This is a genomic window from Arthrobacter sp. D1-17, assembly GCF_054130535.1.
On sequence record NZ_CP096382.1, the window covers coordinates 1,275,449 to 1,289,482 of the forward strand.

The following is a 14,034-nucleotide window of genomic DNA, read 5'->3' on the forward strand; positions in this document are numbered from 1 at the left end:
GCCCGGCAAAACGAAGCCGGCTAACGCGGCCGACTAGGGTTCCTGCCCGGGAAGGCCGGGCTTATGCCGTGGGGCCGTTGCGCATCTGCTTCACCAGATCCAGCACGACGGCCTGGAGGTTGCCTCCGTTTTCTGCCGACACGCGGCGCTGCCGCTCGTATCCGGCGCCGCGGCTGATGATCTTTTCAACGTCCGCCAGCTCGTCGGCGCAGCCCAGCTTCGCAGCAACGGGTTCCAGCCGGTTCAGGGTTTCCAGCAGATGGTCGGTGACGAGCTGCTCGTCGCCCTGTGCGTTCAGGATGATGATGGCTTCCATCCCGTACCGGGCCGCGCGCCACTTGTTTTCCTGGACGTGCCACGGGGGCATGGTGGGGATGGTGCCGCCGTTGTCCAGCGTGGTGGAGAATTCGTGGACCAGGCACTGGGTCAGCGCAGCTACGGCGCCCACTTCCTCCAGCGTGGCCAGGCCGTCGCAGATGCGCATTTCGATGGTGCCCAGGGCCGGTACCGGCCGGATGTCCCAGCGGATCTCGGAAATCGTGTCGATGACGCCGGTGGTGAACATGTCCTGGACGTAGGACTCGTACTCTTCCCAGGTGGCGAACTGGAACGGCAGCCCTGCGGTGGGCAGCTGCTGGAACATGAGGGAACGCTGGGAGGCGTAGCCGGTGTCCTCGCCGCCCCAGAACGGGCTGGACGCGGACAGCGACTGGAAGTGCGGAAAGTAATTGACCAGCCCGTCGAGCACCGGAAGCACCTTGTCCCGCCGGTCGAGACCCACGTGCACGTGGACGCCGTAAATCACCATCTGGCGTCCCCACCACTGGGTGCGGTCGATCAACTTGGCGTACCGTGCCTTGTCCGTGACGGGCTGGAGCTGCGGCGGGCTGAAGGGGTGGCTGCCGGCCGAGAACACCTCTACGCCCATGGGATCGGTGACTTCGCGGAGTGCGGCAAGGGACCGGTTGAGGTCCTCCTTGGCTTCGGCGGCTGTTTCGCAGATCCCGGTCACAAGCTCAACGGTGTTGAGCAGCAGTTCCTGCTTGATGTGCGGGTGTTCGTCGTCCTCGTTCAGCTCCGGGTGCTTTGCCGACACACCGCGCAGCACCTCGTTCGCCACGGAGGCGAGTTCACCGGTCTGCGCATCGACGAGCGCGAGCTCCCATTCCACACCAAGAGTTGATTGCCGGGATGAAGCGAAATCAATCTTCATGTGTTCCTCTCGCTAAACTGCTGTCCCGTCGCTGGCCGCTTCTGGCAGAACGACTGGCAGGGGAACGGTCATCCAAGTCTAGTGCAGGGGTAGCATCGGGATGATGGCTTGGCAACACAGAACGCGTGACAGTGACCACAGGAGCTTTCTCGGCGACCCCGGAAAAACCCCTGGGAAAACCCGCAGGAAAAACAAGCAATCACTGGCCGCGGCCGCGCTGTCGGTGGTGCTAGGCGTCAGCGCCTGCACACCGCCGGAACAACAAGCGGGGCCACCGGGAGCCACTTCGGCGGCCCCTGCGACGGCAGAGGGCTCCCCCGCCTCGTCGGCTCCACAAGGGAAGAAAACGACGACGGCGCCACGGCCTCCGGCGTCAACGCCTGCTAAGGGGGCAGCAGTGAAGGGCACGGCACCGCTGGGCTGGGGACCGCAGCAACGGGACCAGGACGCCGCGGCCGCCGCTGTGGCCAGAATGACACCCGGCCAGAAGGCCGGGCAGGTACTGCTTCCGTTTTTCTCCGGCCTCAATCACGAGGCGCAGGCCGCCACCATCGAACGTCTGCATCTGGCCGGCTCCATCATCATGGGCGATAACGTCCCCCGCAGCCCAGACGGGCTCGTGAACGTCCGGGCCATGACCGACGTGGCGCGCCGGCTCGGTGAGGCATCCCGCTCAGGCGGCCGCACGTGGCCCGGCATGATCGCCGTCGACCAGGAAGGAGGCCTGGTGTCCCGGCTGGGGGCCCCGCTCACGGCATGGCCTTCTCCCATGAGCTACGGGGCCGCCGGGAGCGTGCCCCTTGCAACCGAGGCCGGCAAGGGCCTGGCCGGGGAACTGGCCGCCCTGGGCTTCACCGTTGACTTCGCGCCCACGGCTGACCTGACCGTGGGGCCCGGCGACCCCACCATCGGCGCCCGGTCCATGTCCGCCGACCCGAAGGCAGCCGGCGACCTGAGCATCGGGTTCTCCCGCGGCATGCTGGCGGCCGGCGTGCTGTCCTCCGTCAAGCACTTCCCGGGCCACGGTTCCCTGACTGTGGACTCGCACCTGCACATGCCCGTCCAGCCGGCAACGGTTCCGCAGCTGAAGGCCAGGGACTGGAAACCCTTCCAGGCGGCCGTCGCGGCGGGAACGCCCATGATCATGATGGGGCACATCGCCGTCCCTGCACTGGAGCCGGATGTGCCGGCGTCCCTCTCCAAAGCCAGCTATGCGGCGCTTCGGAACATGGGGTTCAAGGGTGTCGCGGTGACCGACGCCCTGAACATGAAAGCGGTGAGCGCCCGGTATCCGGGCGGTTCAGCGGCGCCGGCAGCGCTGGCCGCGGGCGCGGACCTCCTGCTGATGCCGACTGACGTCTACGCCGCCCATGCAGCCATCGTCGACGCCGTTACTTCCGGCAGGCTCCCGGCCTCGCGCCTCGACGAAGCCGCGCGCCGGGTAGTGACCATGATGCTGTGGCGGGCACGGACAGCTCCCCGGAACCATGGCGCCGCTGCCGGTAGCACCGCAGGGACGTCAGCGAAAGTGTCCGCCCGCGCCGTAACGGTAGTCTCCGGGCCATGCCGGGGCCCGCTGGTGCCCGGCGCTGTCCGGCTGGCAGGAGGCACCGCCGCGGACCAGGCGCTTTTCGCCGCTGCAGCGCGGGAGGCAGGAATTACCTTGGGGACCGGCCCCCTGGTGACCTTGATCGGTTACCGCGGTGCCCCGGCGGGCGGAGACATTGCCGTGGCTCTCGATGCACCCTGGCCGCTGGCAGGATCAGCCGCCCCCACCAAGGTGGCGCTCTACGGACGGACGCCGGGCGCCTTCAAGGCGCTGCTGGCGGTGCTGGCAGGCAAGGCTACGGCTCCCGGAAAGCTGCCGGCCGCCGTCGGGCCCTACCGGCAGGGCAGCGGCTGCCGTTGAACACTTTGCCTGTTCAACGGCTGGCCGCCTTGTCCGTTCAATGCCGCCTTGCCCGTTTAATGGAGGGGTGCCGATTCTGAATAAAGACATGACCCTGTGCATCTCGCTCTCGGCCCGGCCGAGCAACAACGGGACCCGCTTCCACAACTATCTGTATGACCAGCTCGGGCTGAACTGGATCTACAAGGCCTTCGCCCCCACAGACCTCGCCTTGGCGATCGCCGGCGTCCGCGGCCTCGGAATCCGGGGCTGCGCCGTCTCCATGCCATACAAGGAAGACGTGATTGCCCTGGTTGACGCCATGGACCCGTCCGCGAAGGCCATCGATTCAGTGAACACCATCGTCAATGACGCTGGCCGGCTTACGGCCTACAACACCGATTACACGGCGATCGAGCAGCTGCTGGAACGCAACGCGGTGCGCGCGGACTCCTCGGTACTGCTGCGCGGGGCGGGCGGCATGGCCAAGGCCACCGCTGCAGCCCTGCGGGATGCCGGCTTCCGCCATGTCACCATCGTCGCCCGGAATGAAGCCACAGGCCGGGCGCTGGCTGGCCTCTACGGCTTCACATGGTGTGGTGAGCTGGGCGGGGCCACGGCCGACATGATCATCAACGTCACGCCCATCGGCATGGCAGGCGGCCCTGAGGCAGATTCCCTGTCCTTTCCCGCTGCCGCGGTTGAGGCGGCCGAGGTGGTGTTCGACGTCGTGGCCCTGCCCCCCGAAACTCCGTTGATCAAAGCTGCCAGGGCTGCGGGCAAGAAGGTCATCACCGGTGCGGAGGTGGCCACCATCCAGGCGCTTGAGCAGTTTGTGCTGTACACCGGCGTCCGCCCCACGGACCAGCAGGTGCGCGACGCCGAAGCCTTCGTCCGGGCGCAGTAGGTCCGGGCCCAGTAGGTCGGGGCCCAGTACTGTCCGGGCAGAAGGCTAGACCGGCTCCACCGAGACCGCCACCCGCTCTTCGCCGATTCTGGTGAGGACCAGGGTGGCGGTCTTTTTGCCCGCCTTCTTTGCGGCCGCTTTTCCGCCCGGCAGCAGCTGCTTCCTGAGCTCCTCGGGAGTGACGGCGGTGCCTCGTTTCTTGATGTCCAGGACTCCGATGCCGTTGTCCTTCACCCAGGTCTTGAGTGACTTCACGCTGTAGGGCATGACCTTTAGGACCCGGTACGCCCGGGCGTACGGCGTATCCACGGCCTGCGGGGCGCAGATGTAGGCGATGTGCTCGTCCAGGAGGTGTCCGCCAAGCTGCAGGGCCAGGTCGGCCACGAGTCCGGCACGGATTACCGCCCCGTCCGGCTCGTAGAGAAAGCCCTCAACCGGTCCCACCGGGGCTGCCGGTCCGCCGTCGAAATCCTCCCCGCTGGTGAGTTCCGCCGCACCTGCCGGGCCGAGCAGGAGCGCCGCGCGCCGGATTCCCGGCCGGGCCACCGCGTTGAACCAGAGGGTCACTTCTGTAACATCGCCGCCCACGGAGACCCACTGGGCCTCGCAGCCCGCCGGAATGGCTTCGTGCGGCATGCCTGGGCCCATCTTGACGCCGACGGGCCGGCCCGCCGCGGCGAGGGATTCCACGAAGGACAGCGGCGGCGAAAACGCCTCCGGGTCCCAGATCCTCTTGGTCCCGGACGTGGACGTCGTCCTCCGCGCAGGATCCAGCCAAACCCCGTCCTCGTCACCCAGCGGAAGGGAGGTGGCGTCCGAATGCACCACCGTGGCCTGCGGAAACGGAATGAGGTTGATGGTGGCGCAGGCGGCTGTGGTTTCGTCCCTCTCCACGGCTGTCACCGCGACGTCCAGGGAAGCCAGTGCCATGGCATCAGCGCCCAGGCCGCATCCCAGGTCGGCCACGTGCCGGACGCCCGCCTCGGCGAAGCGCTGGGCGTGCCGGGCGGCCACGTTGAAACGGGTTGCCTGTTCCAGGCCCGCCTGGGTGAACAGCATCTGGCGGGCGAACTCGCCGAACTTGCCCTCGGCCTTGGTCCGCAACCGCGACTGTGTCAGCACGGCGGATACCAGCTCGGGGGAGTGGCCGGCCTTGCGGAGACGGGAAGCCAGCGCCATGGACTCGTCCTCGCGGTAGGGGCCAAGCGATGCCAGCAACTGCCACCCTTCCTCGGTCAAAAGCTGTGCGATCTGGTCCTGCGGTGCGTCAGACATGGGTTCAAGCCTAGTGGAGTGCAGGCCGCCGCTTCCCGATAGGGTGGTTTGAATGGACTTCAGCGCACCGCCCAGCCCAGACAAGCCCGCCGACAACCAGACCGGTCAGGTCCACCGTGCACATCCTGCCCGGTATGCCCGCCCCGTGCTGATCGTGGGGGCAGGCGGCGTCATCGTTTGCCTCGTCCTGCTGGGCATTATCTTCCTGCTGGACTCCTTCAACTCCACTGTCTATTCCGTGGGCGGCAAGAACATCAACGATGCGACCGATGAAGCCCGCCAGATCCGGGACCTGTACGTGGGCGCACGCATCGGAGCCGTGGTGTTCCTTGCTGCTTCGGCGCTCGCCGCAGCCGCTGCCGCCGTCGCGCTGGTCCGCTGGGGCAAGGACCTTTCAACCGGCGGGGACGACGGCGGTGAGGACGTCGGGTTCGATGCCCTCACCGGCCGCTGAGGGCCGCCAATCCGCCCGTTCCGTCTGTTACAGCAGATGAACTTCTGGCACTCGCCTTGACCGAGTGCTAACCCCTTACATAGAGTCATCATTAGCACTCTCCCTAGGAGGCTGCTAACACATGAAAAACTGCCAGCCTGGCTGCTGCCGGCACCGCGACGACGGTCTGCCGCCAAGGCGCGACAGTTTTACTGTCCATGAATTTTTGCTGACGAAAAGGAGAGGTCCGAGTGTCGGTCTCTATTAAGCCTCTTGAGGATCGTATTGTTGTCCGCCCGCTCGAAGCCGAGCAGACCACGGCTTCCGGCCTGGTTATCCCGGACTCCGCACAGGAGAAGCCGCAGGAAGGCGAAGTTGTAGCAGTAGGCCCCGGCCGCTTCGAGGACGGCAACCGCGTTCCGGTTGACGTAGCCATCGGCGACGTCGTCATCTACTCCAAGTACGGCGGAACCGAAGTCAAGACCGGCGGCGAAGAGTACCTCGTGCTGTCTGCCCGCGACGTTCTGGCGATCGTCGTAAAGTAACTCTTTGGATCCCCGTGCCGCCGGTGCCGCCCGACTTTTGTCTGGCTCACCAGCGGCACGGGGTTTCTGTCTTGAAAGGACAAAACCATGGCAAAGCAGCTTGCGTTCAACGACGCTGCCCGCCGGTCTCTTGAAGCCGGCATCGACAAGCTCGCCAACACGGTCAAGGTGACGCTTGGTCCCCGCGGCCGCAACGTCGTGCTGGACAAAAAGTGGGGTGCTCCCACCATCACCAACGACGGCGTGACCATCGCCCGTGAGGTTGAGCTCGACGACCCGTACGAGAACCTTGGCGCCCAGCTGGCCAAGGAAGTCGCCACTAAGACAAACGACGTCGCCGGCGACGGCACCACCACCGCCACCGTGCTGGCGCAGGCCCTGGTCAAGGAAGGCCTGCGCAACGTGGCCGCCGGCGCCGCTCCGGGCCAGATCAAGCGCGGCATCGAGGTTTCCGTCGAAGCCGTTGCCGCCCGCCTGCTCGAGAACGCACGCCCTGTTGAAGGCACCCAGGTTGCCAACGTGGCTGCCATCTCCGCTCAGAGCGAGGAAATCGGCGAGCTCCTGGCCGAAGCGTTCGGCAAGGTCGGCAAGGATGGTGTGATCACCATCGAGGAATCCTCCACCACGCAGACCGAGCTCGTCCTCACCGAGGGCATGCAGTTCGACAAGGGCTACCTGTCCCCGTACTTCGTCACGGACGCGGAGCGCCAGGAAGCTGTCCTCGAGGACGCCCTCATCCTGATCAACCAGGGCAAGATCTCCGCAATCCAGGAGTTCCTGCCGCTGCTGGAAAAGGCGCTGCAGAGCTCCAAGCCGCTGTTCATCATCGCCGAGGACATCGAAGGCGAGGCCCTGTCCACGCTGATCGTCAACCGCATCCGCGGCACCCTGAACGTCGTTGCCGTCAAGGCTCCCGGCTTCGGTGACCGCCGCAAGGCCATGCTGCAGGACATCGCCACCCTCACCGGTGCGCAGGTTGTCTCCCCGGAGCTCGGCCTGAGCCTGGACACCGTCGGCCTGGAGGTCCTGGGGACTGCACGGCGCATCACGGTCACCAAGGACAACACCACCATCGTTGACGGTGCCGGTTCGGAGGAGGATGTCGCTGCACGGGTTGCCCAGCTGCGTGCCGAGCTGACCCGCACCGACTCCGACTGGGACCGCGAAAAGCTGCAGGAGCGCCTGGCCAAGCTGGCTGGCGGCATCGGCGTGATCAAGGTCGGCGCTGCCACCGAGGTTGAGCTGAAGGAAAAGAAGCACCGCATCGAAGATGCCGTGTCCTCCACCCGCGCAGCCCTCGAAGAAGGCATCGTGGCCGGTGGCGGCTCCGCGCTGATCCACGCGCTGAAGGTACTCGACGAGGATCCGGCAGTGACGGCCCTTGAAGGTGACGCGGCAGCTGCCGTTGGAATTGTCCGTCGTGCACTGGTCCAGCCGCTGCGCTGGATCGCCCAGAACGCCGGCCACGACGGCTACGTCGTGACCGCCAAGGTTGCCGAGCTGGAAAACAACAACGGCTTCAACGCCAAGTCCGGCGAGTACGAGGACCTGATCGCGGCCGGCGTCATCGACCCGGTCAAGGTCACCCGCGCGGCCCTGCGCAACGCGGCTTCCATCGCTGCGCTGGTGCTCACCACCGAAACGCTCGTGGCTGAGAAGCCGGCCGAGGACAACGAGCACGCAGGCCACAGCCACTAGGCTGCTCACGCCTGAACGTTCGGGGGAGGCCCGGTCCAGCTGTTGCCGGGCCGGGCCTCCTTCGTCCCATCCGGCGTCCCTGACTCCGTCTGCTTCAGCTGAGAGTCCGGTCACATCCCGCGTGTCCAACTGGTCCGAAAAATCACGAAACGGTAACGTAGATGCTTTGTGCTGCCGTTTGAGGGATTGTCTGTGCCAGAAGCGATAACGAGGGAACCGGCAGGAACCCTGCCGCGCGGGGACGCACCAAAGGAAGCCAGCCGCGAGCCGCGGGCCGCAAGGCTGAAGGCAAAAGCCGGCTACCGGCCCGAAGTCCAGGGTCTGCGTGCCCTTGCTGTGCTCATGGTGGTCACCTACCACGTCTGGCTGGGACGCGTTTCCGGCGGCGTGGATATCTTCCTGCTCGTCTCCGCCTTCCTGCTGACCCTGTCCTTCGTCCGCAAAGTGGAGACCGGCACTCCGTTGCGTTTGGTCCGCCATTGGCTGCACCTGTTCAAGCGGCTCATCCCGGCTGCCGTCGTGGTGATCCTCGGTGTCCTGGCAGGCACCTGGCTGGTGATCCCCCAAAGCCGCTGGCCTGATGTCCTGAACGAGGCATGGGCGTCGCTGCTCTACCGGCAGAACTGGCTGCTCGCCGAAACCGCCGTCGACTACTACGCCCAGGACCATGCAGGGGCCAGCCCGCTGCAGCATTTCTGGTCCCTGTCCATCCAAGGGCAGGTGTTTATTCTCTGGCCGCTCATCTTCGCCGCGGCCGAACTGATCCGCCGATTCCTGCACAGCCGGTTCCTGCAAAGACGCCGGGACGTCAGCTACCGGCAGGTGCTGCTGGTGGCCTTTGGCGGTCTCTTCGTCGTGTCCCTGATCTTCTCGATCGAACAGACTTACACGAACCAGGCGTACGCCTATTTCGACACCCGCACCAGGCTCTGGGAGTTCGCGCTCGGATCGCTGCTGGCGCTGTCCCTTCCTTACGTCAAGCCCGGCAAGGTGCTCCGTGTCGTGCTGGGCTGGGCAGGGCTCGTGGCCATGATCTCCTGCGGCCTCGTCCTGACCGTGGACCGGTCTTTCCCCGGCTTCATCGCTTTGTGGCCCACACTGGCCGCCGCAGCCATCATTATCGCCGGCCAGAGCGGCAGCCGCTTCGGCGTGGACCGGATCTTGAGCTCAAGGCCCTTGGTGGCACTTGGAGACAACTCCTACGCCCTGTACCTCTGGCACTGGCCCATCCTGGTCCTGGCGCTTGCGGGCACGGGAATCGAACAGCCCAACCTGGTCCAGGGCCTCGCGATCGTGGCCGGCTCGGTGGTCCTGGCCGTGCTCACGACCCGCTTTGTGGAAAAACCGCTGCGCGAATGGCATTGGCCCCAACTGCGGGCCTGGCGGACCGCCGTCGTCATAGTTGCCTGCGGCGCCCTGCTGGCCGGTCCCGTCGCGGTATGGCAGACCAAGCTGACGGCGGATGAAGCGGCGGCGGCGGCGCAGCCCCGCGAGCTGACTCCCGGCGCTGCAGTGCTGGCTCCCGAAAATGCGGGCAAGCCGACGCCGGAGGCCACTGTGATCCCGGCGCCCGCCGCCATGAAGAACGAATGGGCCGACATCGACGGGCTGTGCACTGACGGGAACGTCCCCAGCGACCCGCTGCTCAGCGGTTGCCTGCAGAACACCAGGCCGGAGAAGGTCACGAAGCGGATTGTGGTGCTCGGCGATTCCCACGCCCAGCAGTACATGGCGGCCCTCGGGCCCATCGCGAAAGAGCACGGCTGGGAGGTGGTCACACTCCTGAAGGGCAACTGCAGGTTCGGCGCCGAGTCACCAGACCGCAACGCCGAGTGCAACGCCTTCAACAAGGCCAGCGCCGCGTACGTCATGGAACACAGGCCCGACGCCGTGTTCACCGTCGCGTCCCTGACGCACAAGGAAGCTCCCTTCGAAACCGAAGTGCCCGGCTACCTGGACGGCATCAAGCCGTTTACCGACGCCGGGATGGATGTCGTCGGCGTTCGCGACAACCCCCGCTTCACGATCAACATGCCCGAATGCGTACAGAAGTACGGTGCCGAAGCACCCGAATGCAACCCGCCGCTGGCCCAGTCCCTCGCGGCCTCGTCGCCGCTCGATGCGTACCAGGGCAAGGTGGACGGCCTGCATCTGATGGACATGAGCGACTTCATCTGCGCCGACGGGACCTGCCCGGCGGTGGTGGGCAACGTGTACGTCTACAAGGATGACAACCACCTCACCAAGACGTATGTGCAGTCCATGATCCCGATGTTCGAGAAGCGGCTGCTCACAGCGACCGGCTGGAAGTAATTGGCCCGCCCGTGCCGTTGCTCACAAAGCCGGTACGGAATATGGGGAACGCGCCAAAGGTTCTAGAATTTATTCATTACTTCTGCACAGGCCAGTCCCGTAATGACGGGCTGGTCATCAGTTGCAACCCCTACCCGTGAACCCGTAACCAAGGTAAGAGGCGCACTCATGACCCAGCCCGAACACGATCCCTTCGGCTTTATCGGCCTGACGTACGACGACGTCCTGCTGCTTCCCGGCCACACGGACGTCATCCCGTCCGACGCCGACACGTCCTCCAGGATCTCCAAGCGGATCACGGTTCAGACGCCGCTGCTGTCGGCCGCGATGGACACCGTCACCGAATCCCGCATGGCCATCGCCATGGCCCGCCAGGGCGGCCTCGGCGTCGTGCACCGCAACCTGGCCATTGACGACCAGGCGGACCAGGTGGACCGGGTCAAGCGCAGCGAGTCGGGCATGATCACGAACCCGCTGACTATCCGCCCCGAAGCCACCCTGCGGGAACTCGATGAGCTCTGCTCGCAGTACCGGGTATCCGGCCTTCCCGTAGTGGATGAGGAAAACCGCCTGCTCGGCATCGTCACTAACCGCGACACCCGCTTCGTGCCGGAGTCGGACTTCTCGATCCGCCTCGTCAGTGACGTCATGACGAAGATGCCGCTGGTGACGGGGCACGTCGGCATCAGCCGTGACGAAGCGTCGCACAAGCTGGCCACCAACAAGATCGAGAAGCTGCCGCTCGTGGACGAGCAGGGCCGCCTCAAGGGCCTGATCACCACCAAGGACTTTACCAAAGCGGAGCAGTACCCTCTGGCGACCAAGGACGACGAAGGCCGGCTCCGGGTGGGTGCCGCCATCGGTTTCTTCGGTGACGGCTGGGAACGTGCCATGAAGCTTATCGACGCCGGCGTGGACGCCCTTTTCGTGGATACCGCGAACGGCCACTCCCAGGGGGTGCTGGACATGATCCGCCGCCTGAAGTCCGATCCGGTGGCTGCCCACGTGGACATCATCGGCGGCCAGGCGGCCACCCGGGAAGGCGCCCAGGCGCTGATTGATGCCGGTGCTGACGGCATCAAGGTGGGCGTCGGCCCCGGCTCCATCTGCACCACGCGCGTGGTGGCCGGCGTGGGCGTGCCGCAAATCACCGCCATTTACGAGTCCGCGAAGGCGGCCATCCCGGCCGGCGTTCCGCTGATCGCCGACGGCGGCCTCCAGTACTCGGGCGACATCGGCAAGGCGCTGGTCGCCGGTGCTGACACCGTCATGCTCGGTTCCCTGCTCGCAGGCTGTGACGAGTCCCCGGGCGAGCTGATCTTCGTCAACGGCAAGCAGTTCAAGAGCTACCGCGGCATGGGTTCGCTGGGCGCCATGCAGTCGCGCGGGAAGAACACGTCCTACTCCAAGGACCGCTACTTCCAGGCCGACGTCTCGGGCGACGACAAGCTCATCCCCGAGGGCATCGAGGGTCGCGTGGCGTACCGCGGGCCGCTGGCATCAGTCGCCTATCAGCTGGTTGGCGGGCTGCGCCAGACCATGTTCTACACCGGTGCTCCGACCATTCCTGAGCTGAAGGCCCGCGGCAAGTTCGTCCGCATCACCCCTGCCGGCCTGAAGGAATCCCACCCGCACGACATCCAGATGACGGTGGAGGCACCGAACTACGGTTCCCGCTAACGCCGGTTGAGCGGCACACTGGCTGGGCTTGCCGAAACCGGATTTCCGGCAAGCCCAACCAAGCGGGCGGGGGCACCGGACTAGGCTGGGGCCATGTCCCAGCCACGCCATCCCGCCGAACTGAGCCCTCAAAGGGAACCTTCCCGGCGTCTGGCACTTCGGCCATACGCCGGGGCGGTAGCCCAGGTGCTTCGCGTCAGCTTCCGTGCCTCCCCGGGCGCTGTGATCATGAAAGTGCTCGGCTCGCTGATCTCAGCTGTGCTGCCGCTGGTCACCACTTTCTTCGCCGCGCTGACGACCACCGCGCTGGCCGCCGCCTATAGCGGTGACGCCGAGGCCGGACAGCTGGCCATCGTCTATGTGGTCATCACTGCCGCGCTCGGTCTTTTCTGGGGAGCCTTCAGCAGCGTCGACCGGTACATCCAGCAGCTGATGAGCTTTAAAGTGGGCGCCATCGTGGGGGACCAGATGTACGAGCGCTTCCTTGCCTTGGAATTCTGGCGGTACGACGACAAAGAGACCGTGGACCTGTACGACAGGGCCAAGAGATTCTCTGACTCCTATGCCAGGGTCCTGGACCGCATCGCGGCCATCTTCACCCAGCTTGTGTCGGTCATCCTGGCCGTCGGGGCGCTCCTGCTGGTCAGCTGGTGGATCTCGGTGATCGTCCTGATCGCCATCGTGCCGAGCGTCTACCTGCAGTTCAAGCTCTCCCGCGAACAGATTGCCCACTGGAACACCCAGGTGGACTCCCGGCGCCAGAGGAGGATGATCGAAACCAATCTCCTGCGTCCGCAGCACATCGCCGAGATGCGCCTGTACGGCATCGTGGGGTTCCTGATGGATTTCCGGTCCCGTCTCCGGGACGCGGACGAGCGCCGCCGTCTTGACTTCCAGCGGCGCTACATTCCCAAACAGTTGGCGGCGGACGCGCTGCAGTATGGGGCTGAAGTCATTTCGCTGATCTGGGTAGTGGGACAGATCATCGCGCGTGCCCAGCCGGTGGGCCAGTTCCTCTACGTGCAGCAGATTGTCAGCCGGGCGCTGTCCACGGCAAACAACCTGGTGTCTTCGCTCAGCTCAATCGACGAGGACCTGGCGAACCTGAAGGACTACGAGCTGTTCATGGCGTTGCCGGTGCACTCCAGCCACACCCCGCCGCTGCTGCAGGCGCCGAAGACAGTGGAATTGCGCAACGTCCGCTTTACCTACACCGGCAGCGACCTGGAAGTGATCCGGGGCATCTCGCTGACCATCCGCGAAGGACAGCACGTCGCCATCGTGGGGGAGAACGGCGCGGGGAAGTCCACTCTCATCCGCATCCTCGCGGGACTTTACCGGCCAGACTCGGGACAGGTGCTGCTCGACGGCGTCGATCTCGCCGCGGTGGACGTCACGTCCTGGCACCGGCACCTGGCGGTGCTGAGCCAGGAGTTCCTCAAATACGAGTTCGCCACCGCTGCGGAAAACATTTATTTCGGCGACGTCGATTCACCCCGCGACGACGGCCGGATCCGGCGCGCCGCCGCCGACGCGGAGGCGCTGGACTTCATCACCAAGCTGCCCAACGGACTCGACAACCATGTCAGCAACTGGATGGAGGATCCGCGGGGCAGGAAGGGCAGCGGCCTGTCCGGCGGCCAGTGGCAGCGGCTCGCCATGGCGAGGAACTTTTACCGGAACGCCGCATTCATGGTGATGGACGAGCCGACGTCCGCCATCGATGCCCTGGCTGAGCACCGTATCTTCACCAGGCTCTTTGCGGACCGCAGCAGTACCATCATCGCCATCAGCCACCGGCTTGCCACCATTGAGAAAGCGGACACCGTCTACATGCTCGAGGACGGCCGGATCGTTGAGCAGGGAACACACCGGGAACTCGTGGCACTCCGAGGCCGCTATTTCCGGATGTTCGAATCCCAACTCAGCGCCCCCACCAGCGCCTAGTCCCGAAGTCCAATGCGGCTCCCTGCCTCGCAAGCTCGGGCTGGGGCCCTCGCCGAATCGGTTCCCTTGCCAGGGAACCCTGCCGGTGTGGACTCGGAAGGGCGGGGGAATGTGACCCGTCCTCAGGCAGGAGCG

10 protein-coding genes are annotated in these 14,034 nt (G+C 65.7%); 8 read left to right on the plus strand and 2 right to left on the minus strand.

Going from position 1 to position 14,034, the window contains the following annotated elements; all coding sequences use genetic code 11:
• Nucleotides 1-61 precede the first annotated feature (61 nt).
• Nucleotides 62-1,213 (minus strand): glutamate--cysteine ligase, encoded by a 1,152-nt coding sequence (locus M1E01_RS05995; RefSeq protein ID WP_457974165.1) that lies wholly within the window; start codon nucleotides 1,211-1,213, stop codon nucleotides 62-64.
• A 472-nt stretch (nucleotides 1,214-1,685) separates the two neighbouring features.
• Here M1E01_RS05995 and M1E01_RS06000 point away from each other — a divergent pair, with 472 nt between their 5' ends.
• Both M1E01_RS06000 and M1E01_RS06005 read left to right on the plus strand, forming a co-directional pair.
• The gene (locus M1E01_RS06000) at nucleotides 1,686-3,122 is read left to right on the plus strand and encodes a glycoside hydrolase family 3 N-terminal domain-containing protein (RefSeq protein ID WP_457974876.1); all 1,437 of its coding nucleotides are present in this window, start codon (nucleotides 1,686-1,688) and stop codon (nucleotides 3,120-3,122) included.
• Between the two features lie 88 nt (nucleotides 3,123-3,210).
• On the plus strand, nucleotides 3,211-4,008 hold the full coding sequence (locus tag M1E01_RS06005; RefSeq protein WP_457974877.1) for a shikimate 5-dehydrogenase: 798 nt from the start codon (nucleotides 3,211-3,213) through the stop codon (nucleotides 4,006-4,008).
• A gap of 45 nt (nucleotides 4,009-4,053) precedes the next feature.
• Here the strand turns inward: M1E01_RS06005 and M1E01_RS06010 are convergent, their stop codons facing one another.
• Nucleotides 4,054-5,283 (minus strand): class I SAM-dependent methyltransferase, encoded by a 1,230-nt coding sequence (locus M1E01_RS06010; protein WP_457974166.1) that lies wholly within the window; start codon nucleotides 5,281-5,283, stop codon nucleotides 4,054-4,056.
• Between the two features lie 52 nt (nucleotides 5,284-5,335).
• Here M1E01_RS06010 and M1E01_RS06015 point away from each other — a divergent pair, with 52 nt between their 5' ends.
• The 6 genes from M1E01_RS06015 (at nucleotide 5,336) to M1E01_RS06040 (ending at nucleotide 13,899) form a co-directional block, all read left to right on the plus strand.
• The gene (locus M1E01_RS06015; RefSeq protein ID WP_457974167.1) at nucleotides 5,336-5,737 is read left to right on the plus strand and encodes a hypothetical protein; all 402 of its coding nucleotides are present in this window, start codon (nucleotides 5,336-5,338) and stop codon (nucleotides 5,735-5,737) included.
• A gap of 230 nt (nucleotides 5,738-5,967) precedes the next feature.
• Complete coding sequence (gene groES, locus M1E01_RS06020; protein WP_214837451.1) at nucleotides 5,968-6,261, plus strand: co-chaperone GroES; 294 nt, start codon at nucleotides 5,968-5,970, stop codon at nucleotides 6,259-6,261.
• Nucleotides 6,262-6,348: 87 nt separating this feature from the next.
• Entirely contained in the window at nucleotides 6,349-7,959 is a 1,611-nt protein-coding gene (gene groL, locus M1E01_RS06025; RefSeq protein ID WP_457974168.1) for a chaperonin GroEL, read from the plus strand.
• 282 nt (nucleotides 7,960-8,241) lie between these two features.
• A complete protein-coding gene (locus M1E01_RS06030; protein WP_457974878.1) occupies nucleotides 8,242-10,272 on the plus strand; it encodes an acyltransferase family protein in 2,031 nt (676 codons plus the stop codon).
• A gap of 168 nt (nucleotides 10,273-10,440) precedes the next feature.
• The gene (guaB, locus tag M1E01_RS06035) at nucleotides 10,441-11,952 is read left to right on the plus strand and encodes an IMP dehydrogenase (RefSeq protein WP_457974169.1); all 1,512 of its coding nucleotides are present in this window, start codon (nucleotides 10,441-10,443) and stop codon (nucleotides 11,950-11,952) included.
• 93 nt (nucleotides 11,953-12,045) lie between these two features.
• Nucleotides 12,046-13,899 (plus strand): ABC transporter ATP-binding protein, encoded by a 1,854-nt coding sequence (locus M1E01_RS06040; RefSeq protein WP_457974170.1) that lies wholly within the window; start codon nucleotides 12,046-12,048, stop codon nucleotides 13,897-13,899.
• The last annotated feature ends 135 nt before the right edge of the window (nucleotides 13,900-14,034 follow it).